Origin of the sequence: Hymenobacter wooponensis, from assembly GCF_004745865.1 — a bacterium.
In the GTDB taxonomy this organism is placed as follows: Bacteria; Bacteroidota; Bacteroidia; order Cytophagales; family Hymenobacteraceae; genus Hymenobacter; species Hymenobacter wooponensis.
Genome location: NZ_SRKZ01000005.1, coordinates 118360 through 141908, shown reverse-complemented (window position 1 = coordinate 141908; position 23549 = coordinate 118360). Strand labels below are relative to the sequence as shown.

Here is a 23549-nt window from a genome sequence, read left to right as displayed (position 1 = left end):
CTAATTACAGCCGCAGCCGCCACCTACTTTGCCGCCATTAGCCCCGCCGGCACCTTCGCGGTAGCTCTCAAAGTTGGTTTCGTAGACCTCAATGCGCTTGTTGGCCAGTTTCATATCCTCATCGTTGAGGTACATCTTTTGGTAAGCTGCCACCGATACGCAGCTGCTAAGGCCGCTACCACTTAGAAGTAGCAGCCCACCTAGCACCACCCGCACACGCGAGGCAAAAACGGTTGGGAGAATCATGGTTTCGGGGCCGCAGCGGTCTGCGGTTGCTGCGTGGAGTAATAGTTAACCGCCATGCCCCGGGAAGTGAGGGTGCGGCCATCATTGGTAATGAGGGCGCAGTCAACGCCCTTAAGCTTGTTGATGAAAGCCAGCCCTTCTTCTGGCCCTTTTACAAACACCACTTCATCTAGGCCATCGGCTAGCTCCACATCGGGGCAGATGATGGTAACGGAGCGTAGGCCAGTGGCGGGGTAGCCGGTGTGTGGGTCAATGATGTGCCCGTAGTACTTACCCTGCACCGTGAAGTACTGCTCGTAGTTGCCGGCCGTCACCACGGCCACGTCCGTCACGGTCAGCCACGAGGAAACGGACTGCGGATAAGCCGGGTCGCCGATGGCAATGCGCCACAAAGAACCATCACCCTGCCGCCCCCAGCACGACACGTCACCGGAACCGTTGATGAGGCCACCCTGAATGCCCATCTGCCGCATAAGGGCCTGAGCCTTGCGCACGCCATAGCCCTGCAGAATGCCCGCCAGATTCAGGCGCATGCCCTTGTCTTGCAGCATTACGGAGTGAGTGGCAGGATCAAGCAGCACATTGCGGTAATCAATACGAGCCACGGAGGCCTTCACTACCTCTGGGGCGGGGAGGCTGGCGTGCTCCTTACGGTCGAACTTGTAAATCTTCTCGCCGCCGGCAAACGTGATGTCAAACGCCCCATCACTGAGCGCGGAAAGCTTGAGCGTCCGCTGAATCAAATCATACACCTCCTGGTCTACCACCACGGGCTTGATGCCGGCCTGGCGGTTGATCTGCGTAATTTGGGAGGTGGAATCCCAATAGGAAAAAAGCCGGTCGATGCGCTGCGTTTCCCGGATACCCGCCCGAATGGCGCGCCAGGCCAAGGAATCGTCCGCCGAGACGGCCGTGAAGCTAAAGTGGGAGCCCATCAGGTGGGCGGTGCGGGTGAAGTTGCGGGGCTTGCTGGCCGGGGCCTGAGCAAAAGCTGCTGAGTTGGCTACTAGCAGCCAGCTCAGCACTAAAAACCGGGCTATTACGCTGAAAAACCGCTTTGCAGGCAGACGACTGGCGTGCATACCTCTAGCGTTTGGTTAAAAGCTGAGATAGGTAGGCATCGTAGGCGGCGGGTCCACCGGGGCGGTAACCGGTCTTGGCCAGCACCTTGCCCTCCGGCGAGATAAGCACCACGAGCGGAAATGAGCCCTCTTTATTAAGCTGCGCCGCCGCAGCCTCATTCAACTTGGTTTGCTCAGCGGAGAGTTTGTTTTTCTTGCTGCGCGGAAAGTCAAACCGAGCTAGTACCAGCCGATCTTGGGCGTACTGCTGGAACTCCGGCTGGTCAAACACCTCCTGCTTGAGCATGATACACGGCTTACACCAATCGGAGCCCGAAAAAACGGCTAGCACCGGTTTGTTAATGGCTTTAGCCTGTTGCAAGGCCTCGGTCAGGTTAGCATTCCAGGTTGTCGCAGGCGTTTGGGCCTGACTAGTGAAGGCTGCCAGTAGTAAAAACAGGCAAACGAGCAGAAAACGCATAGAAAGAGGGGAAGGGGTTGTGATTAAAACCAGATTAAAACACAAACCATTCCACCATACGGCAGCGATTACTTTTTGATGGCTTTGGGCAGCAGCTTTTGTCCCTTCAGGGTAGCCTTTGCCGATATCCTAGAGAGTTAATCGTCGTTGCCCTGTCCTTTACCCCGCTCAGCGTCCAGAAAATAAGCGCCTCGGCGTACCAGCTGAGTCGTGTCGGGGATGGGGTCTAGAGGGGTTACGGCTACATCACCGTGGGCAAAGGCGCCGGCTTTTACTTTTATGCGCCGAAAGGTGGCAGTGCTATCGGTAGCATGGGTTTGCACATAGGCGTAACTCAGTTCCCCAGCCTGAATAATGGCGTCTTCGGGCAACGTGCGAGCCTGCTGCCCCGCAGTCTGGATGCGGGCAGCCACGTACTGGCCGGGCAGGAGGGTTTCGGTTTCGCGGCCTTCGAGGTGGGCGTGCACCGTTACGGTGCGAGCGTCGTTTTCAAAGGCTTTGCCCACCAAGAAAACTCGGGCCCGTAGAATTTCCTGGGCCATCTTGCGGCTAGGCACCGTGAACAAAATTGACTGGCCTACGCGCACCCGCGCCACATCGCGCTCAAACACTTTGAGCTGCAGGTGCAGATCGGAGCGGTCTACTATTTCCACCAGCACATCCTGGGGGTTCACAAATTGGCCGGGGTTGGTACTCACCGTGCGCACGTAGCCCGAGAGCGGAGTGGTAAGGCTGACGGTGGGCTGAATGCGTCCCGAGGCGGCCAGGCGCTCCGCCGAGATATTCAACTGGCCTAGCTGGGCCGCCAAGCTGCGTTGTGTGGCTTGCTCGGTGGCGTAGTCGGCTTGGGCTTGCTGGAGCTTGCGCTTGGCCCCCACATCTTCCACATCAAGAATGCGCTGGCGCTCCAGTTCCTGACTTAGGAAGCGCACCCGGGCCCGGCTTTGCAGGTAGGCTTCCTGCAGCTTGATATAATCGGGGTGGCGCAGCACGGCCACGGTGGCGCCCTTCTTCACGAACTGGCCCGGCAGCACCTGCACCTGCTGCACGTAGCCGCCCAGCACCGCCGAAATCGTCACCAGGTTTTGCGGCGGTACATCCACCACGCCATTCGCCTGCACCTCCGAGGCCATATTCTGGCGCGTAAAGCTGCCCAGCGCAATACCCGCCGCCCGCGCCTGCGCCGCCGAAATCGTGACTTGGTCGGGGTTGGCGGGAGCCGCAGGCGTTTCGGGGCGGGGAGGCGTGGCGCCTTTGGCCTCCGGGGAAGCGCCCTGTTTACAACCGGCAAGGCCGGCAGCCAGCAGGAGGGAGGTCAGCGGAAGTGAAAAAGCAGGCAAAAGGGAAAACTTCATGGAAACCAGTCCCGAAGGGCAGGATAAGCGTGAAAAGAAACAGTGGCCTAGCAACAGATGCCGTTACTCATCGGTGCCCGCCAAGGCTTGCAGAGCAATAACTACCTCATTGTATTGGCGCACCTGATCGAGGTAGGCCTGTTGGATTTGCCAAGCCGGCTCGGTATTCACCACGTAGGTTACGTAGTCGATGTCGCCGGCGCGGAAGCTTTTTTCGGCCGTAGTCAGGATGAGGCGGGCCTGGGGCAGGGCGTCGCGCTCGTAGTAGTTGAGGGAAGCGCGGGCCCGGCGCAACTGTTGGCGCAGGGCGGCTTGCTGACCGGTGAGCTGGGTGGTGGCGTAGGCCAGTTGGTTGTCGGCGGCTTGCTCACCGAGGCGGGCGGCGGCAATGCGAGCCTTCTGTGCTCCGCCCAGCAGCGGCACCGAAAGCCCCGCTTGCGCCACCTGAAAGCCTTTCTCCTTATTGATAGTCTGGTTGAAATAGCCCACGCGCACATCGGGGAGGCGGCGCAGCTGTTCCACCTGGGTCTGGCGTTGGCTCTGGGTTAGCTCCTGGCGCAAGAGGCCTAGAGTAGGGTTAGAGTCGGGGGAGAGGCTGATGGTATCGGCGGCAGCTAGCACGGCCACGGCGTTTTCGGTGGTATCAATGCGGGTGGGCGCGGTGCCCAGCAATAGAGCCAATTGCTGCTGCTGCACGGCCACCTCGGTAAGTGTATTGGCCAGTTGGTTTTGCAGTTCCCGCGAGCGGGCCTCAGCCGAAACCTGCTCCAGCCGGTTGGTTTCGCCTACCTGGTACCGAATTTTTGCGGCCCGGGCGGCGCGGCGGTACAGGCTATCCTGGCGGCGCAATAGGGCCGCGCGGCGGTAGGTGAGTAGCAGTTGGTAGTAGCTGATGCGGATGTTCTGGCTAAGCTCCCGGCGCTGCACGCGGCCACGCTGCTCGGCCGTCAGAGCTTGGCTTTCCAGCAGGCGGCGCTGCGCGGCGTACACATTAGGCAGAGCTGTTTGCTGAATCACGTTGAAGCTCTGGTCGATGAGCGGGCCCGAAATCTGCCCCCGCTGGTAATCCAATACGGTGCGCGGAATATCGTAGCCGGTGCGGGTAAGGGCGCGTTGCTGCTGAGCCTGCAAAGCCGACGACTGCAACGATAGGTTTTGCCGTAGGCCAGTCTGCAAGGCCTGCTGCAGCGTGAGCGGAGTGCCAGGGGTAGCCGGTGAAGCGGGAGCTGTTTGCGCCTGGCCTAGGTCAGGTAAAGTCAGCAATAGAAGTGTTAACCCCAGCGCCACTACTGGCCTAGTGGGGGTTCCATTTGGTTCAGCGGGTGTAGCAGGCGTTGGATCTTCATCACTGGAGGTGAAGAAGGTATAGAGCACCGGCAGCACCAGCAGGGTAAGCAGCGTGGCCGTAATTAGCCCGCCGATAACTACCGTGGCCAGGGGCTTTTGCACCTCCGCGCCAGCCGAGTTGCTCAAGGCCATGGGCAGGAAACCCAGAGACGCCACCGAGGCCGTGAGCAGTACCGGCCGGAAGCGCTCAGCCGTGGCCCGCAGTACCCGTTCCCGTACGTTGCGCACGCCGGCCAGGGCCAGCTCATTGAGGCTGGCTACCAGTACAATACCGTTGAGCACGGCCACTCCAAATAGGGCAATGAAGCCCACGCCCGCCGAAATACTAAAGGGCATATCCCGCAGCCACAGCGCCAGAATACCGCCGATAGTAGCCAGCGGAATACCCGTGAAAATTAGGGCGGCCTGCTTTACGGAGTTGAAGGATAGATACAGTAGCAAGAGTATGAGCAGCAGGGAGATAGGCACCACCACGCTTAAACGGGCCTTGGCCTGCTGCAGGTTCTCGAAGGCCCCGCCGTACTTGATGCTGTAGCCGGTGGGCAGCTTCAGTCCGGCATCGAGCTTGCCCTGAATTTCCTGTACCAGGCTTTGCACGTCACGGCCGCGCACGTTCACCCCAATGTTGATGCGGCGGCGGGCGTCGTCGCGGGAGATTTGGGCGGGGGCGCTGCGGTAGGCCACCGTGGCCACTTCCTCCAGCGGCACTTTCTGGCCTAGGGGCGTATCCACATAAAGGTTGCGCAGGTCGCCGAGGCCCTGGCGGCTGGTGCTGTCGAGGCGCAGGACCAGGTCGTAGCGCCGCTCACCTTCGTACACCTGGCCGGCCACATCGCCCGCGAAGGAGGAGCGCAGCAGCGTGTTCAGGTCCGACACGTTCAGGCCGTATTGGGCCAGCTTCTGGCGGTCGTAGGTGACGCGCAGCTGGGGCAGGGCCGCAATCTGCTCCACCTTCAGGTCGCCCACCCCGTCGAGGGGGCGAATAAGGGCGGCGGCGTGGTTGGCTTTCTCAAAGAGCACCGCCAGGTCTTCGCCGTAAATCTTAATGCTGATGTCTGACTTAGCGCCCGAAATCAGCTCGTTGAACCGCATCTGAATGGGCTGCTGAAACTCCACGTTTACGCCGGGAATATTGGCCAGGGCTTCGTTCATCTTACCCGCCAGCTCCTCCCGCGAGCCGGCCGAGGTCCACTCGCCCTGGTCTTTCAGCACCACAATCTGGTCGGAGTCCTCGAACGACATGGGGTCGGTGGGAATTTCGGAGGTGCCAATTTTGCCCACCACCTGCTCTACCTCCGGGAATTTCTGCAGCAAAATCTGCTGGACTTTGGTGGTGGTGGCAATGCTCTGGCTCAGTGAGGAGCCGGGCGAAAGGGTCACGTTCACGGCAAAGTCGCCCTCATCAAGCTGCGGAATAAACTCGCCGCCCATGCGCCAGAACAGTACTCCCGACAGCACCAACAGGCCTAGGGCCAGCGCCACTACGGCCCCACGCATGCGCAGCGCCCCCTGAATCAGAGGCTCGTAGCCGCGCAGCAAGAACTGCATAATGCGGTGGGCCAGGGTGCCCTCTTCCTTGATATCCTTGCGCAATGCCCACGCCGACACGGCCGGTACGTAGGTGAGGCACAGCAGCATGGCGCCCACAATGGCGAAGCTCACGGTGAGGGCCATGGGCCGGAACATCTTCCCCTCGATGCCGGTGAGGGCCAGAATAGGGAAGTACACAATTAGGATGATGAGCTGCCCAAACAAGGCCGAGCGCATCATGCGGGTAGCGGCAGTTTCGGCCACCTGGTCCATGGTTTCGTGCTCCGTTTCATTACGGAAGTGCACGATATGGAAGATCATGGCTTCCACGATAATCACGGCCCCGTCTACAATCAACCCGAAGTCCAGGGCGCCTAGGCTCATCAGGTTAGCCGATACGTCGAAGGTGCGCATCATGCCCAGGGCAAACAGCATGCACAGCGGAATCATGGAAGCCACCACCAGCCCCGCTCGGAAGTTGCCCAGCAGAATCAGCAGCACCAGAATCACGATGACGCCGCCCTCAATCAGGTTTTTGGTGACGGTATGAATGGCCTTGTCGATGAGCTTGGTACGGTCGAGGAACGGCACCACTTCTAGGCCAGGCGGCAGGGTTTTCTCAATTTCCGCCACCCGCGCCTTCACGCCCTTAATGGTTTGCTCCGAAGAGGCGCCCTTGAGCATGAGCACAATACCGCCCACCGTTTCGCCGCCGCCGTTGCGGGTCATGGCCCCGTAGCGCATGGAGTGCCCGAAGCGCACCTGTGCTACATCGCGCACCAGCAGGGGCGCGTTCTGGGTGGCCTGCTTGATTACGATGGTGCCAACGTCATCAAGGGAGCTTACCCGGCCTTCGCCCCGAATGAAGTAGCCATTGCGGCCGCGCTCCAGGTAAGAGCCGCCGGTGTTGTCGTTGTTGTCTTGCAGGGCTTTGAACAGTTCCGGCATGGTTACCCCGGCCGCGTTGAGCTGGTCGGGGTTTACGCTGACCTCGTACTGGCGTACGTAGCCCCCGAAGCTGCTCACGTCTACCACGCCGGGCACGCCGGCCAGGGGACGTTTAATGAGCCAGTCCTGCACGTCGCGCAGGGCGCTGAGGGAGTATTTGTCTTCGTAGCCCTTCTTGACGTGGATGCTGTACTGATAAATCTCGCCTAGTCCAGTAGTGATGGGGGCCATTTGGGGGGCGGCACCGGTACCCAGCTCGGCCTGCGCGGTGGTGAGCTTTTCGGCTACCAGTTGGCGGGTGCGGTAGGTGTCAATGTCATCCTCGAACACCACTGTAATCACCGAGAGGCCAAACCGCGAGATAGAGCGAATTTCCGTTACACCCGGAATGGTGCGCAGCTGCAGCTCCAGGGGCACGGTGAGCAGCTGCTCCACTTCCTGCGCCGCCAAGGCCGGACTCTGAGTAATAACCTGCACTTGGTTATTGGTCACGTCGGGAATGGCATCGAGGGGCAGATGCGCGGCCGAATAGCCACCCCAGCCTACCAACGCCACCAGCAGCAGCACCACGAACAGCTTGTTATGAATGCTGGCCGCTATGATTTTTGAAAGCATCGAAAGTCGGTTTTGCGTATGCAAAGAACGCAACCCCAACCTGAGCCAGCGGCCATAGCAGGCTTAAGATTGCCTTAAAATCGTGATGGCAGCCGGCTGGCCGCTACCATCAACGCCCAATATGCAGTAGGTTCACAGCCTGAAAACTGTCTTGGTTTGCTAGAGTTAGCAGCTAGTTCCCCTCCTCATCTGAGGAGGGGTTAGGGGTGGTTGATCAATCGTTGTTTACCAGCCCGTCATGTCGAGCTTGTCGAGACATCTCGCGTGCTGACGTAGGGCTGTAGAGCGTCTCCTCGTTGCTGAGGTTGTTTATGCAGGTTGTTCTAGGCCAGTCGTTCAACGACGAGACGCAAGTATGCGTCTCTACAACCGTGCAACGAAGCGGTAGAAATGCTTCGGCTGCGCTCAGCATGACCGTTTTTATAAACAACGATTATCAACCACCCCTACCCCCTCCTTGCTTGTTGCGCAACATCATCTGAGGAGGGGAGCTAGTTCTAGCTTGCAGCACCTTTTGCCTTTCCTCCTCACTCCATCACTAAGTATCCTATGCGCATCCTGGTCATTGAAGATGAGCCCGGCATTGCCCGTTTCCTGAAGCAGGGCCTGGAGGAAGAGGCCTACGCCGTGGAGGTAGCCGACAACGGCACCGAAGGGTTGGCGCTGGCCCTGGAACAGGCCTACGACTTGCTGCTGGTGGACTGGATGTTGCCGGGCCTCTCGGGGCTGGAGGTGTGCCGGCAGCTGCGGGCCGCGCAAAACCACACACCGCTGCTCTTTCTCACGGCCAAGGACACCGTGCAGGATACTATTGCGGGCCTACAGGCTGGCGCCAACGACTACATCAAAAAGCCCTTCCACTTTGAGGAGCTGCTGGAGCGCATTCGGGTGCAGCTGCGGCCGGTGGCAGGCCCGCCCGAGCGGTTCACCGTGGGCCCCATTGTGCTGGATGTGGCCACGCACCAGGTGTTCCGGGACGACGAGGAAATACCCCTGACCCAGAAGGAATTTGCCCTGCTGGAGTACCTACTGCGCCACAAGGGCAACGTGTGCCGCCGTCAGAGCATCATTGAGAACGTCTGGGACATTCATTTCGAGTACAACACCGGTGTGATTGACGTGTACATGAACGCCCTGCGCAAAAAGCTGCGCCTTCATAAAGACGAAGACTACCTGCAAACCATCCGCGGCATTGGGTATGTCGCCCGCGACTAAATGGCCCTGACGTTCAAAAACCGCATTGCGCTGCAGTACATGCTGGCCACCGCCGCGCTGGTGGCAGTGGCCTACGCGCTAGTGTTTCTGGTAGTACGGCAGCAGGTATACGCCGGCCTGGATGCCCGCCTGCGTTTTGAAGCCACCAAGCACAGCCAGGAGTTGAGCATTGTGGGCCATACCATTCACTTTGCCCACCGGGATGAGTGGGAGGAGCGGGAGCACCGCGAGGTAGACGTGGACCCCATCTTCCTCCAGATAAACGACTTGCACGGACACCTATTAGACCGCTCCCCCAACCTGAAGGCTGATGAGCTGGTGTTTGACCCCAAGCAGGCCCAGCAACGGCTCCTGAATCTGGAGCTGCGGGGCAAGGCCGTGCGGCAGGCCCAGGAAACCATTCTGCGGGATGGGCAGCCGGTAGGGTACGTGGTGGCGGCCATTTCCTCCGAGGATGCGCAACACGTGCTCAGCAGCCTGGGCATAGTGCTGCTGCTCTCGTTCCCGGTGGTGCTGCTAGGCCTGTACGCCAGTGCGCGCCTGCTGGCCGGGCGCAGCATTGCGCCCGTGGCCCAGATTACAGCCACCACCAACCGCATCACGCGCAGCAACCTCGCTGAGCGCATTGCCCTGCCCGCTCGCCCCGATGAGCTGCACACACTGGCCACCGCCATCAATGGGCTGCTGGCGCGGATTGAGCAGGCCGTGGAGCGCGAAAAGCAGTTCACCGCCGATGCCTCCCACGAGCTGCGCACGCCCCTGGCCGTGCTAAAAGGCACCCTGGAAGTGCTGGTACGCAAGCCCCGCACCGCCCCCGAGTACGTGGAAAGCATCAAGCTCAGCATTCAGGAAATAGACCGCCTCACTAACCTCGTAGACCAGCTCCTGCTGCTAGCCCGCTTCGACGACTCCGGCAAGATGACCCTGCGCCGGCAGGAGCTCTCGGTGCTCAGCAGCGTGCACGACGTGCTTTACCGCCTTCGCACCGACCTGGGAACCAAGCGCATACGCGTAGATGTGCAGGACCTCGCCACTCAAGCCGTGGCCTCCGACCCGTTTATGGTGGATTTGATTCTGGATAACGTGCTGTCCAACGCTGTAAAGTACTCACCGGCGGGCTCCACCATTGTCATTGAGCTGGCCGACGTGGCAGGTGGCCTACGCTGCTCCATCACCGACGCCGGCATTGGGATTCGCGCCGACGACCTGCCGCGCATATTCGACCCACTCTACCGCTCCGATGCCCTGGCCCACAAGCACATTGGCGGCACTGGCCTAGGCCTCTCTATCGTAGCCAAGGCCTGCGCTTTGCTAGGAATCCAGCTCTCCGTTGATAGCACCCTAGGCCAAGGCACCACATTCACGCTGCTGTTCCCGGCGTAGGCCACAAAGTAGGAAGGCGGTGGCAGTGCCACTTCACAGACTAACGCAACGACAACTGCTTGCCACTGTCCAGGCTGCGGCGGCGCAGCAGGGCTTCCATGAAATAGTAGTCGGCGTAGATGATGGGCACGTCGATTTCGCTGTTGGCGGGCTTGTGGCCGGTACTGTGCAGGAGCAGGAAGCCACGGCTGCCGCCAGCTTTGGCCGTGTAGTGCTTCGCCAGGTTATCCATGATTTTATCAGCCGTGCGGCGGTAGAGGGCCGCACTAGCCGGACTGTAGGTGCTCAGCTCATACAGGGCCGAGGCCATAATGGCGGCGGCGGAAGCATCACGCGGCTCGTTTGGAATGCCGGGGGCGTTGAAGTCCCAGTACGGAACCAGGTCTTTGGGCAGATTGGGGTGGTTAAAGATGAAGCGCGCCACTTGCTCGGCCTGGTTGAGGTAGGCTTTGTTTTTGGTTTCGCGGTAGCACATAGTAAAGCCGTACAGCGCCCAGCCCTGCCCACGCGCCCACGCCGACTCATTCGCAACGCCCTGGTGCGTAGTGCGCTTCACTACGCTGCCCGTGAGCGTATCGTAATCGACGACGTGGTAGGAGCTGAAATCGGGGCGGAAGTGGTTGTTGAGGGTCTTGTTAGCGTGACTGACGGCAATCTTATAGAACGACGAATCACCCGAGAGGCGGGTGGCCGCAAACAGCAACTCCAAGTTCATCATGTTGTCGATGATGACGGGGTAGCCCCAGGTTTCGCGGTGGTGGTCCCAGGAGCGAATGGCGCCTACTTTGGGGTTAAACCGCGTGCTGAGCGTGCGCGCCGCCTGCACAATCACTTCGTGGTAGGCCGGGTCTTGGGTAAGGTGGTAGCCGCTGCCGAAGCTGCAGTATATTTTAAAACCCACGTCGTGGCTGGTGACGTCGAGTTTTTCGCGCTCAATATTCGCCGTGTAGGTTTTGGCGGCAGTTTGCCACTTGGGCTGGCCCGTTGCCTCAGAGAGCAGCCACAGGTAGCCAGGAAAAAAACCACTGGTCCAGTCTTTAGAAGCCACCACTGCCAGCTCCTTGGTAGGCGTAAGCGAGCGAGGTGACACTGGCGGAAGCTTGCCCGGTGCTGCAGGCTTTTGCTGCACCGCCTGTGGCACCTGCTCCAACATGAGGGTCGCCTGTGTCTCGGCCAGCTTGAGCGTCTTCTTAGTCAGGGCCGACTGGCCTAGGGCCGGAGCCGCGAGCAAAGACAGGAGGCCGAGGCCTAGCGTATGAAGTTTTATCATGGATGGGCTTTAGTGAGAGAGAACAGGTGCGGCTCACAAGGCCTATAAAGTGGCCTAGAGCACTGAGGTAGGGGTTGAGAACAGTGTTCTTATCTTATTTATTAGACGTCATGCTGAGCTTGCCGAAGCATCTCTACCGCTTCGTTGCAAATCGTTGTTCACTAGCTCAGGGTTTAAACCCTGGGCTATGGAGCAAGTGGCTGACGTGGTAGGCCAGTAGTTAGTCAGAGGTAGAGATGCTTCGGCTGCGCTTACCATGACGGTCTTTTCTGTTGCTAAGTAGTGTTATGGGAGCCAAAGTAGGGGGTGGCGGATGGGTAGATTGCGCACTACTTCGGCTACCTCGGGCTGGTGGTCTAGGCGCTGCCAGGTGGCAAACCAGTCTTTATTGGCGAACTGCACGGCGCCCAGCACCAGGAAGGGCTGCGCCACGGGCCAGTTTTCCCAGTACATAACATCCTGAGGGAAGGGCCAAGTAGTCTTGTCCTTCACGTAGGGGTAGAGGTACTCAATGCCGCGCCGGATGCCGCGGCCGTCAGCGGTATGGTAGGCCCAGAGGTTGTCTTGGGGCGTGCTCAGAATCTGGCAGATCATGGTCAGGGCATCCAGGTTGAAGAGGGAGTAACCGTAGGGCTTGGTGCGCTTGGTTTCGAGGGGGAAGGAGCCGTCAGCGGCCATTTGGGATGGGAGGAGCACGGTTTTGTACCGCTCCCGGCAGAACGTGAGCAGTTCCTGGTTGCCAGTGAGGCGGGCAAAAGCGGCCACCTGCATCACCCAGCACGTGCCATGGTTGTTGACTGCCTTCATCTCATCCTGGCCGTACGGATGGGTGGTAAGCCACGTCAAATACTGCGCAAACCAGCTTTTGATTCCTGCCAAATCACTTGCCCCCAAGACCGGCGCCATTACCAACACGCCCTGGGCTACTTCCATCAGCTGAATAGTATCGATGATGCCGATGCCGCGCCCGGTAAAGCGCCCGGAAATGGCCTGGGCGTAGAGCAGGGAAGGATTCATCAGCGTGGCCGAATCCGTAAACCAGGCCCGCAGGTGTACCAGGGCGTGGCGCACGTACTTGGGGTCGTGGGTGAGCTGGTAGGCTGAGGCCAGGGCCCCGATGATGCGGCTGAAACGAATCATGGCCAATCGGTGAGCCACAAAGTTGTCGGGGTTGGTTTGACCGTCGCGCTGCACGTAGGGGCCAGCTGGGTTAGCGGGGTCGGGCCACCAGTAGTCGCCTTCAGAAAAGAAGTCATGCGGGCCACCGGTGCTGCGCGGAGAGTGAGAGCTGGTAACAGTTTGCGGCGCCTGCTGCAGAGCCCAAGTTGCCTCCGCCAGCACCTGGGCGCGCAGCACTGCTACCGCCTGCTGTTGCAGCGTGCGGTCGGGCCCTCCGGCCCGGGCAACGAAGCACCCAAGCAGAAGCATAAGGAGGAAGAGAGCCTTGGGGTTCATGAGCAATTTTAAAGGCTTATGGACTCTGTGACTGTCATGTTGAGCTTGTCGAGACATCTCGCGTGCTGACGTTGTAACACTATCTGTCATGCTGAGCGGAGTTGAAGCATCTCTACCGCTTCGTTGTGACAGTCCTAGGCCAGTTTATTAGTCAGAGGGAGAGATGCTTCGACTCCGCTCAGCATGACGTCCTTTGGGGTTTTAGACAACCATATCCACACCCACTAAGGTGCGAGTACCAACTTGCTTTCCAGGCGGATATCGTTGGAGGCGCTGCCAATCATGAGTCGGAAGTCGCCGGGCTCGGCGGTCCATTGTAGTTGGGAGTTGTAGAAGGCGAGCTTGTCCTGGTTGATGGTGAAGCTGATGGTCTGGCTTTGGCCGGGCTTGAGCATCACTTTGCGGAAGTCCTTGAGCTCCTTCACCGGGCGCACCACCGACGATACCAGGTCGCGTAGGTATAGCTGTACCACTTCTTCGCCGGCTACGGAGCCCGTATTGGTCAGGGTGAACTGTACCTGCACCGTTTCCGAGGGCCGCATGGTGGGCTGGCTGAGCTTCAGATTAGCATAGCGGAACGTGGTGTAGCTCAGGCCGTGGCCGAAGGCGTAGCGAGGCGTGTTCAGCTCATCAATGTAGGCCGACTTGTAGGTGATGTCCGTAGGCTTGGTGACGGGCCGGCCGGTGTTGTATTGCTGGTAGCTGAGCGGCAACTGGCCTACGGAACGGGGGAAGGAGGAGGGGAGCTTGCCCGAGGGATTGTAGTCGCCGAAGAGCACGTCGGCCAGGGCGTGACCACCTTCCGAGCCCGGAAACCAGGCGTAGAGGATGGCGTCGGCCTGGTCGGCCATGGTGTTGAAGATGAGCGGGCGCCCGCCCATCACTACCGCCACTATGGGCTTGCCGGTGGCTTTCAGGGCCTGAAACAGTTCCTCCTGCACACCCGGCAGATGAATGTCAGCCCGCGACTTTGCCTCCCCGCTCATGTCCCAGCTCTCGCCCACGCACAGCACCACCACATCGGCGGCTTTGGCGGTTTCTACGGCTTGCGCAAAGCCCGTCCGCGAGTCGCCGGTAATCTCACAGCCTTTGGCGTAGAGCAAGCGCGCCTTTTTACCCGCTCGCTGGGTCAGCCCCTCAAACGCCGACACAATGTGAGCGGTATCGGCAATAACCGTCCAGCCGCCGGCCAGGTCGCGCTTGGATTTGCCCAGGGGGCCGATTACCGCAATGGTGCGCTGCTGGCCCAGGGGCAACAGGCGGTTCTCATTTTTGAGCAGCACCATCGACTTGCGGGCCACGTCGCGGGCGGCTACCAGGTGCTGCGGGTCGCGGAGCACGTTCCGCTCGCGCTTAGCGTCGGAGAACTTGTAGGGGTCGTCGAACAGGCCTAGCTCAAACTTCTTGCGCAGCACGCGGCGCACGGCATCATCTACCAACGCTACGGGCACCTGGCCGCTTTGCACCAGCTGAGCCAAGTGGGGGCCGTAGGCATCGTTTTCCATGTCCATGTCGTTGCCGGCCGTCATGGCTTTTTGGGCGGCATCGGCCACGGTGGGCGCAAAGCCCCAGGGCACCATTTCCCGGATCGAGCCCCAGTCGCTCACCACAAAGCCCTGGTAGTTCCACTGGCCCTTCAAGATGTCGCGCTGGAGGTGGCTGCTGGCCGTGGCGGGCACCCCGTTGAGAGCATTGAAGGAGTTCATGAAGGTAGCCGCGCCGGCATCGGCGGCAGCCTTGAAGGGCGGTAGGTAAGTTTCCCACAGCTGCTGCTCGCTCATATCCACTGCGTTGTAGTCGCGGCCAGCAAGGGCGGCACCGTAGGCCGCAAAGTGCTTGGCGCAGGCCATTACGGCATCGGTACCGCCTAGTTTCTCTCCCTGGAAACCCAGCACGCGGGCCTTGGCAATCTGGGAGCCGAGGTAGGTGTCTTCTCCGGCGCCTTCCATCACCCGGCCCCAGCGGGCATCGCGGCCCACATCTACCATGGGCGCAAACGTCCAGTGAATGCCGGAGGCAGCGGCTTCCTTAGCGGCTACGTGGGCGGAGAGCCGAATGGCATCTAGATCCCAGGAAGCAGCCTCGCCCAAGGGCACGGGAAACACAGTTTGGTAGCCGTGAATGACATCGAGGGCAAATAGTAGCGGGATGTGCAGGCGCGACTTTAGGGCCTCCGCCTGAATGGCGCGGGTGTCGGCCACGCCTTTCACGTTCAGCATGGAGCCCACCTGCCCACTCCGGATGCTGTTGAGCAGGTCGGTTTTGCGGTTGCTGGCCGGGCCGGTCAGTTCCCGCCCCGAGTACTGCACGAGCTGGCCGACTTTCTCCTCCAGCGTCATCTGGCCTAGGAGGGCCGTAACCCGCTGCTCCACCGCGGCCGGACTTGGCGTGGCGCGCTGAGCGTGTAGGCCAGTGAAAGGAAGCAGTAAGGTGCCGAGGAGAAAGGTTGATTTGGAAGGAAGTGAGAACATGAAGCGAAAAGTGGCCTAGGGCCGAATCGGAGGGTGTTAAAAAGAACTGAAGGGCCGTGCTTTCCGGGGCCGTCTGGCCCGAGCCTGCTTCTGATGGCGATGGTACAAATTCCACACCCTACCACCTGACCGCCAGTGGGCGGCCAAAGTAGCCGCCGAAAAGCACGTCCTTCAGTTATTATGGTAGCCGGAAGTCAGGCAACTTAACTTCCGGCCACGGCTGGCTACAGCCGCTTTACTTGAATCCCATTCAGGAACGGTTGACCCTTCCCAGGTTTAAACTCAACGATGATGCCCCGACCGCCGCGGGCCGAAACCGGCACCTTGAAGCTGTTGGCCTGCAAGGGCCTCAGGTAAGTATCGAGGCTCAGCTCTGGCAAGGCATCTACTCCATTAACAAGCACCGAAAACGCCCGACCCGGTGCGGAAGTCGCCGTGCTGGCACCCGTGCCAGCTCCCGCTAGATTGTAGACCAGCTGCTCGCCCTGGGGCGCGGCCTCCAGCTCCGCGAAGTGCAGCACTACTTCGTACTCACCGTCGGGTAAATCGAGGCGGAACTGGCTGAGGCCTAGACGTTGCGTTTCGTAGATAGCATCGTAGGCGGTGCCCAAAATGTCGCGGTCGGAGCCGTAGGGGAGCCGGTCGCCGGGCTGTTTGTAGGCCTGCCCACCCACGTAGCCCCAGCTGCCGGGCGTGTAGGCCTGCTCGGGTACCCACACTTGGTGCAGCTTGTCGTCGGTGAAAGTGCGCGCGTCGCCAAGGCTCACGTTGAGCTCCGTGAACGGCAGCTGCGGAGAGTCGAGGCGGGTGGGCAGGAGCTGAAATTCGATGTCGGCAAAGTCTTCTACAGCTAGGTCCTGCGCCTGGGCGCGGAGCTGGTTCAGGCCCGCGCCAAACGGCACGGTGAAGCGCGCCACGCCAAACTCAGCGGGTCGGGTGCCCAGGTCGCGGCCATTGAGCAGCAGGCGCACGGCGGGCTGGTTGGTGTACACCTCCACCGGTTGGCGGCAGAATAGGGAGTCGGGGCCCGCGGCTTGACCGGCCCGGAGCGTCCAGGAGCGGCTGCCAATCTTCAGGAAGGGCGTTTTGACTAAGTGAGCCTGATAGAACAGGTAAGCGTCCTTGGGCTGCCGGTCGCCGGTGAGCAGGCTTTTGTTGTTGATGTGGGGTACTGCCTCCTGCCGGGTTTCGGAGTTGAATTCTGCCAGGTTCCAGACTGTGCTGCCTGCCACGAAGGGCCTATCCAGCATAGCTTTCAGGTAGAACTGATGGTAGCGGTTGGCGTACTCCGAGGTTTTATCGAAGCGCTGGGGCTGGAAGGAGTGCAGGCGCACATCGGAGTCGGCGCCGTACTCGGTTACCAGCAGGGGCTTGGTGGGCAGCTCCTGGCGGTGGCGGTCCAGAAACTTCGGGAAGCCCTCCAGGTCGCCGGAGTACCAGCCCTGGTAGAGGTTCCAGCCCACGAGCTGGGCAATGGCCGGCAGTCCCGCCAACTGATACAGCTCAAAGTCGCCGTGGTTGACGATCATGGTGTAGCGGGCGGGGTCTTCGCGGCGGGTCAGGCTGTCGAGCTCCTGGGCCAGGCGGTTTACGCGCCGCAGGTACACTTTGCCCGGCTCGTTGTCGCGCTTGATGCCGGCGGGCAGACGCAGGAGCACCTCGTTCATGTAGGCCCAAATGATAACGCTGGGGTGGTTGTAGCCTTGGCGAATCATCTCGGTTTGCATGGTGCGGCAGTTGGCAAAGAAGCTCTTAGAGTCGGTAATGGCATTCACGATGGGAATCTCCACCGAGGCCAGAATGCCCAGCCGGTCGCAAGCTTGTAGCACCGCCGGGTCCTGAGGGTAGTGCGACACGCGCAGGAAGTTGCCACCCAGCTGCTTGAGCAGCTGCACGTCGCGCTCATGCAGGGCGTTGGGCAAGGCATTGCCTAGGCCAGGGTAGTCCTGGTGACGGTTGGTGCCGATGAGCTTGAGCGGCTTCCCGTTCAGGAAAAAGCCCTGAGCTGCATCAAACCGATACCAGCGCAACCCCACTTGGTTGGTTACTTCATCCAGCAGCGTAGCCTGCTTGCCCTCCAGCACCTGCGACACGGCCCGGTACAAGTATGGCGCATCCGGTGACCACAGCTGGGGCCTATGCAGGCGCGGCAGGGGCTGGCGGAACGTACGCTTTTCTCCCGCTTTGAGGGTGAGTGCCGTTTGCTGCTTCGCCACCGTGCGCCCATCCCGGTCCAGCAGCTGCGTAAGTACCGTGACTTTCCGGGCCGTGACCGATTCATTGGTCAGGGCGCCTGCCACTACTACCTCTGCCGCCTCCGCCGATACGGCTGGGGTGGTGACGAAGGTGCCGTTGGAGGCGTAGTTATCGAGGTCGAAGTGCACGGGCGCCGCGGCTTCCAGGTACACGTCGCGATAGATGCCGCCGTAGAAGGTAAAGTCGGCGGAGAGGGGCGGAATGTCGGGGTTGTGGCGGTTGGTGAGGCGGACTAGTACTTCGGTGGCGGCGGGCGCCTGGCCGCTGAACTTCAGCAACCCACTAATAGGCACTCTGAAAGCAGTGTAGCCGCCCGCATGGCGGCCGGCCAATTGCCCGTTCACATACACCTCGGCCTCCTGGTTGGCACCTTCAAAGTAGAGGTACACGCGGCGCTGCTGCCAGGCGGCGGGCACGTACAGGGTTTTCTTGTACCAACCCACGCCGCGGTAGTAGCCCGGCTCATCATCGAGCACATCGGCGGCATTCCAGGTGTGGGGCAGGGAAATGGCTTCCCAGCCCTTGGCTGCGGCGGCCTGCGCGGGTTCCAGGCCAACTTCATCCTTGCGAAAAAGCCAGCTACTATTCACGGACTGCACCACGCGCTGGGCTATGGCGGATTGGGTCAGCAACGAGAGCAGCAAAAAGAATGAGAGGCAGCAGAGGCGCGGTAGTAAGGACCCCACCCCCGTCCCACGCTGGCTTGATGCGCCACATCCTCCGGGAGAGGGGTGCCAGACGACGTCACCGACATCGTCTGAATGCACCCCTCTCCCGGAGGGGAGGGGACGGGGGTGGGGTCTCGCGGTTATCTTCATCATAGCGTCAGTAATACGGGTTCTAGGCCAGCAGACTGCACCGCCACCACGGTTTGGCCGGGTTTGCCTTCCAGCCGAATGAGGGCGCGCCCGTTGTAGGCCTGTACCTTGCGCGAGCCGCTGCTGGTGCCCAAATCGTCGAGAAGTCTGCCGGCGCCGGCCAGGGAGAATTCCACCCAGCTGGCCGCGTCCAGGCACTGCACGCCCTGGGCATCGAAAAGCTTGGCCTCCACGGTGGTCAGGCCATTGGCCTCGGCTACTTTTTCGAGGGTCAGTTTGGTGGGCTTACCCCATTTCTGGGTTTGGTAGCGGAAGCTGATTTCGTCTTGCACCGTTTGCTTGCCCTGGCGGGCCACCACGCGCACTTGATTTTGGCCCGCCACGAAGGGCACATTCCAGTGCAGGCCGGCGGCCGGGAAGTCCTGGCTGTTGCGCTTTTTCACGCCGTAGCTTTTGCCATTCACAAATAGCTCGGCCTGCTCGCAGTTAGAGTACACCTTCACCATTTTCAGCTCGCCCTCGTCGCCCCAGCGCACGGGCCAGGAGTGCCCGTAAATGTGGGCCATAGGCTGCGTCGTCCAGTACGACTGAAACACGTAGTAGGCCTCTTTCTTGGTGAAGTCGCGCTCCACCACGCCCTTCTGGTTCATGTAAGGGATGGGGTTGTCGGGCCGCACGGGCGTAGAGAAATCCTTGAATGGCCAGTAGGCCGCCCCGCTTAGCCAGGGCATGATTTCCTGCTCCTTCAGGTGCCAGTCTACGAGGTTGCAGAGGTAGGTTTCGCTCCAGTCGCCGTCTTTGGAAACCCGGGCGCTGCCCCCAAACAGGGAGGCGTCGCCGGCCCGCTCGTCGGCGCCTTTGCCGGCCGTGATTTTGGCCAGGGCGTTGTCAGGGTTTTCGGAGTGGCGGCCGGCATGGCTGTCGCCGCCCCACTCCACGTGCAGAAAGCGCTTCACGCCCTCAAACTCTTTGCGGCTGACCTCTTTATACTCGGTATAGATGCCGCGGTACCAGCCCGCCCAAATGGAGGGCGAGTACACGTCCACGATGTCCTTGCAGAAATCGCAGCGGCGGATGGCGGTGTAGCGGGAGGCGTCGAGGCGGTGGGAGAGGTCGTTGAGCTCCGTCATAAACGCCCGAATCTTCTGCTTATCGAACTCGGGGAAGTCGCCGGGCCAGTCGTTCTCGTTGCCCAAGCCCCAGATGATGATGGCCGGGTGGTTATAGTGCTGCTCAATCATATTGGTGAGCATGCGCTTGGCCTGGGCCTGGTACACCGGGCCACCTAGGCCACCCCGGCACCACGGAATCTCCTCCCACACGGTAATGCCCAGCGAGTCGCAGAGGTTGAGCACAATGCGCGACTGCTGGTAGTGGCCTAGGCGAATGAAATTCACCCCCATCTGCTTCATCATCACCATCTCCTGCCGAATCATAGGCTCCGTCATGGCGGCGGCCACCCCAGCGTGGTCTTCGTGGCGGTGGGTGCCGCGCAGCAGCAGGCGCTTGCCGTTCAGCATGAAGGGCCCCTTCTCCACAAACTCTATGTGGCGGAACCCTACCTTCTCGCTCTGCTGATAGGCCTGAGCGCCGGTGCCCACCGTAACCTGCACGGTATAGAGCTGGGGCGCATCTGGCGACCATAGGCGCGGACTTTTCACGGCAAACTGGTGCAAATCCTGCTCGCCGGCTTTCACGGCCAGCGTGCCTTTGTACTGGGCCACCTGCTTGCCGCGCGGGTCAAGCAAGCGCACCGAAAAGGGCGCGGAGCCCGCCGCTACCGTTTCCGGCAGCACCGCCTTCAGCGTGAGCGTGCCGGCTTTGCCAGCCTTATCTACTTCCGCTTTGGCTACCAACCGACTCAGCGCCACGGCGGGTTGGTACTCCAGATTGAGGTAGCGGTACAGCCCGCCGTACACGTTAAAATCCGAGAGGTCGGAGGGTATCAGCTCCAGGTCGCGGGAGTTATCACAGCGGATGGAAATGGGAACCTGGCCTTTGAACTGCTTCTGGTAGACCTCGGTCTTCTGGAAGTCGGCCACGGCCTGGGTGATGTCCACGGTCCATTCATCGTAGCCGCCCACGTGGCTGCCGACTTTGGTGGTGTAGATGTACACGTCGGTTTTCTGGCCCGCACCTTCGAAGTGCAGCAGGGTGCGGCCGTCGGGGTAGGGGTTCTGCACCGCCACTTGCGTACGGTACCAGCCGGGGCCCTGATAATAGTTTACGTCCGGGTCTACGGCGTCGCGGGCGTTGAAGCAGTGCGGCAGCGTCACTTTGTCCCAGAGCGGTACGCTTTCGGGGTTGCCGGCAACTACGGGGCGCACGGCCTCCCACACGCCGCCTAAATCCTGGCGCACGAATTCCCAGCCGGTGTTTAGGCGGGTTTTCTGCTGACTGAAAGCCGGGCGTAGGCCAGTCAGCAACAGGAAAAACAGAATCAGCTTGTACTTCACTCTCAAACTCGTGTTGTTTTCAGGTAGGTGTGAGGGAGGCAGATTGGGGGCTTTCAGAGTCTAGGGGCTCCTTTGGAGAGGAGGTATAGAGGAGTGGCCTAGAACGTCTTGCTCTAGTCCGTCATGTCGAGCGGAGTCGAGACATCTCGCGTGCTGATGTTGCTTCTCAACAGCACGTCGTCCTGACGCAGGAAGGATCTTATCAGGTATGGACGACTGGCCTCGCACCTTGTGCTGACGCGAGTAGATCCTTCGCTGCACTCAGGATGACGTGCTGTTGTGGTGAATTAGCATGGCAACGTCAGCACGCGAGATGTCTCGACTCCGCTCGACATGACGGACTAGAGCAAGACGTTCTAGGCCAGTCATCCACCCCTAGCCCCTCCTCAGCTGAGGAGGGGAACTAGTTTTAGCTTCTAACCTTGGTTCTCGGATAGGCTGCGGCGGATGCCTAGCTCTAGGCCACGTAGTTCGGCTAGGCCGCGGAGGCGGCCGATGCCGGAGTAGCCCGGGTTGGTTTTCTTGTGCAGGTCGTCGAGCATTTGGTGGCCGTGGTCGGGGCGCATGGGCAGGCTTACCTGGCGCTGCTGCATCACGTGCACCAGCTCGCGCACTACACCATACATGTCTACGTCGCCTTCCAGGTGGTTGTCCTCGAAGAAGTCGCCTTCGGCGTTGCGGCGGGTGCTGCGCAGGTGAATGAAGTTGATGCGGTCGGCGAACTGGCGCACCATGGCGGGCAGGTCGTTGTCGGGGCGCACCCCGAACGAGCCGGTGCAGAAACACAGGCCATTGCTGAGGGAAGGCACCGCATCGAACAGGGCCTGCACATCGGCAGCGGTGCTTACCACGCGTGGCAGGCCTAGGATGGGGTAGGGCGGGTCGTCGGGGTGAATGACGAGGTGGATGCCGCCGGCTTCGGCCACCGGCACCACTTCTTGCAGAAAGTGAATGAGGTGCTGCCGCAGCCGGTCGGCATCAACGTGCTGGTAGGCATCAAGAGCCTGCTGGAACTGGCCTAGCGTGAAGCTCTCCTCACTTCCGGGCAGGCCAGCAATGATATTGCGTTGTAGCAGTTGTTTGTCTTCGTCGCTCATGGCGGCAAACCGTTGGCGGGCTTTGTCTAGCACATCTGCTGGGTAGGCCTGCTCCGCGCCGGGGCGCTGGAGCAGTAGCACATCAAACGCCACAAAGGCGGCCATTTCAAAGCGCAGGGCCTTGGAGCCGTCCTCTACCTCGTAAGCCAGGTCGGTGCGGGTCCAGTCCAGCACCGGCATAAAATTGTAGGTAACGGTGCGTATGCTGCACTCCGCCAAGTTGCGCAGGCTCTGCTGGTAGTTCTGAATGAAGGTCTCGAAGCCGGGCGTTTGAGTTTTGATGTGTTCGTGCACCGGCACGCTTTCCACCACGCTCCAGCGCATGCCCGCGGCCTCAATCTCAGCCTGCCGAGCTTTAATTTCAGCCACTGGCCATACCTCCCCGTTCGGGATGTGGTGCAGGGCCGTGACAACGCCGGTGCAGCCGGCCTGGCGCAAATCAGAAAGACTAACGGGGTCTTGGGGGCCAAACCAGCGCATAGTTTGCTCCATCGAATAGGGTTGTTGGTTGCTCATGGGTTCCGTCTGTTAAACGCCGCCAAAGATGGAGAACCCGCCGTCCACGCAAATCATGGAGCCGGTTACAAACTGGGAAGCGTCGCTGAGCAGCCACACCAAAGCACCCTTCAATTCATCGGGGTGGCCGAAGCGCTTGAAGGGCGTTTGCCGGATAACCAGCTCGCCGCGGGCCGTGAAGCCACCGTCGGGGGTGGTGAGCAGGTTGCGGTTTTGCTCGGTCAGGAAGAAGCCGGGGGCCAGGGCATTCATGCGCAGCTTGTCGCCGTAGCGGTTGGCCATTTCTACCGCAAACCACTGATTGTAGCAGTCGAGAGCAGCCTTGCCCATGTTGTAGCCCAGCACCTTGGTAATGGCGCGCTTGGAGTTCATGGAGGAGATGTTCACGATGCTGCCGCGGCGGCCCGACTGGGCAATGACTTCCCCAAACACTTGCGTGGGCCGGATGGCGCCCCAAATGTTGAGGTCCATCACCCGCTTCATGCCCTCGAGGTTCATCTTGAACACATCTTCATCGGGGTTGAGTACGCCATCGGGGGCGTTGCCGCCGGCGGCGTTTACCAGGCCATCAATGCGGCCGTAGGCCTGTACTAGCTGTTGGCAGGCGGCGCGCAGCTGGTCTTCTTCCAGCACGTCGGCCACCAGGGCCAGGGCCTTGCCGCCGCGGGCGTTGATAGCCGCGGCCCGCTCGTGCGCCACGGCGGCGTTGCGGCCGAGAATGCCCACGGTGCCGCCGGCTTCTACAATGGCATCAATAAACGACTGGCCTAGGATACCGGTGCCGCCGGTAACCACGATTACTTTGCCCTCCAGGGAAAAATTCTCACTCATGCAGTTGGGTAAAATGGGGCGCGGTTGTGGAGCGCCGCCGGTAAGGATCTGAATTGGGGTTAGGGTGCGTGCTAGGCCAGATTTAGGAATAAATTCAAGTACATCGCATTAAGTAACTCCAGACATTAGGCCGTCATGCTGAGCTTGCCGAAGCATCTCTACCGCTGGCAAACTCTACTGGCCTAGCAACGCCACAAC

At 60.6% G+C, this 23549-nt stretch carries 14 protein-coding genes; 2 read left to right on the top strand and 12 right to left on the bottom strand.

Going from position 1 to position 23549, the window contains the following annotated elements; translation table 11 throughout:
- The 5 genes from EU557_RS17690 to EU557_RS17670 all read right to left on the bottom strand — a co-directional run bounded on the left by EU557_RS17690 (nt 1) and on the right by EU557_RS17670 (nt 7583).
- Nucleotides 1-246 (bottom strand): DUF4266 domain-containing protein, encoded by a 246-nt coding sequence (locus EU557_RS17690; protein WP_135531806.1) that lies wholly within the window; start codon nt 244-246, stop codon nt 1-3.
- Nucleotides 243-1328 carry an FAD:protein FMN transferase gene (locus tag EU557_RS17685; RefSeq protein ID WP_135531805.1) on the bottom strand — a complete coding sequence of 362 codons (1086 nt, stop codon included), beginning with the start codon at nt 1326-1328 and terminating at the stop codon, nt 243-245. The genes EU557_RS17690 and EU557_RS17685 overlap by 4 nt, the downstream gene beginning before the upstream one ends.
- A gap of 4 nt (nt 1329-1332) precedes the next feature.
- Nucleotides 1333-1788, bottom strand: a complete 456-nt coding sequence (locus EU557_RS17680; RefSeq protein WP_135531804.1) for a thioredoxin family protein — start codon at nt 1786-1788, stop codon at nt 1333-1335.
- 137 nt (nt 1789-1925) lie between these two features.
- Nucleotides 1926-3143 (bottom strand): efflux RND transporter periplasmic adaptor subunit, encoded by a 1218-nt coding sequence (locus tag EU557_RS17675; RefSeq protein ID WP_135531803.1) that lies wholly within the window; start codon nt 3141-3143, stop codon nt 1926-1928.
- 63 nt (nt 3144-3206) lie between these two features.
- The gene (locus EU557_RS17670; RefSeq protein WP_135531802.1) at nt 3207-7583 is read right to left on the bottom strand and encodes a CusA/CzcA family heavy metal efflux RND transporter; all 4377 of its coding nucleotides are present in this window, start codon (nt 7581-7583) and stop codon (nt 3207-3209) included.
- 549 nt (nt 7584-8132) lie between these two features.
- On the opposite strand from EU557_RS17670, the gene EU557_RS17665 reads away from it, so the two are divergent.
- Complete coding sequence (locus EU557_RS17665) at nt 8133-8798, top strand: response regulator transcription factor (protein WP_135531801.1); 666 nt, start codon at nt 8133-8135, stop codon at nt 8796-8798.
- Nucleotides 8799-10181, top strand: coding sequence for a sensor histidine kinase (locus tag EU557_RS17660; protein WP_135531800.1), 1383 nt, complete (start codon nt 8799-8801; stop codon nt 10179-10181).
- Nucleotides 10182-10221: 40 nt separating this feature from the next.
- Here EU557_RS17660 and EU557_RS17655 read toward each other — a convergent pair whose 3' ends face one another.
- The 7 genes from EU557_RS17655 to EU557_RS17625 all read right to left on the bottom strand — a co-directional run bounded on the left by EU557_RS17655 (nt 10222) and on the right by EU557_RS17625 (nt 23351).
- Entirely contained in the window at nt 10222-11451 is a 1230-nt protein-coding gene (locus EU557_RS17655; RefSeq protein ID WP_135531799.1) for a glycoside hydrolase family 88 protein, read from the bottom strand.
- A 285-nt stretch (nt 11452-11736) separates the two neighbouring features.
- Nucleotides 11737-12879 (bottom strand): alginate lyase family protein, encoded by a 1143-nt coding sequence (locus tag EU557_RS17650; protein WP_245326311.1) that lies wholly within the window; start codon nt 12877-12879, stop codon nt 11737-11739.
- Between the two features lie 251 nt (nt 12880-13130).
- Nucleotides 13131-15377 (bottom strand): beta-glucosidase BglX, encoded by a 2247-nt coding sequence (gene bglX / locus EU557_RS17645; RefSeq protein ID WP_135531797.1) that lies wholly within the window; start codon nt 15375-15377, stop codon nt 13131-13133.
- 224 nt (nt 15378-15601) lie between these two features.
- Nucleotides 15602-18265 carry a glycoside hydrolase family 2 TIM barrel-domain containing protein gene (locus EU557_RS17640; RefSeq protein ID WP_245326310.1) on the bottom strand — a complete coding sequence of 888 codons (2664 nt, stop codon included), beginning with the start codon at nt 18263-18265 and terminating at the stop codon, nt 15602-15604.
- 185 nt (nt 18266-18450) lie between these two features.
- Nucleotides 18451-20907 (bottom strand): glycoside hydrolase family 2 TIM barrel-domain containing protein, encoded by a 2457-nt coding sequence (locus EU557_RS17635; RefSeq protein ID WP_245326309.1) that lies wholly within the window; start codon nt 20905-20907, stop codon nt 18451-18453.
- A gap of 416 nt (nt 20908-21323) precedes the next feature.
- On the bottom strand, nt 21324-22520 hold the full coding sequence (gene uxuA, locus EU557_RS17630; RefSeq protein ID WP_245326308.1) for a mannonate dehydratase: 1197 nt from the start codon (nt 22518-22520) through the stop codon (nt 21324-21326).
- Between the two features lie 12 nt (nt 22521-22532).
- Entirely contained in the window at nt 22533-23351 is an 819-nt protein-coding gene (locus tag EU557_RS17625) for an SDR family oxidoreductase (protein ID WP_135531795.1), read from the bottom strand.
- Between the last annotated feature and the right edge of the window lie 198 nt (nt 23352-23549).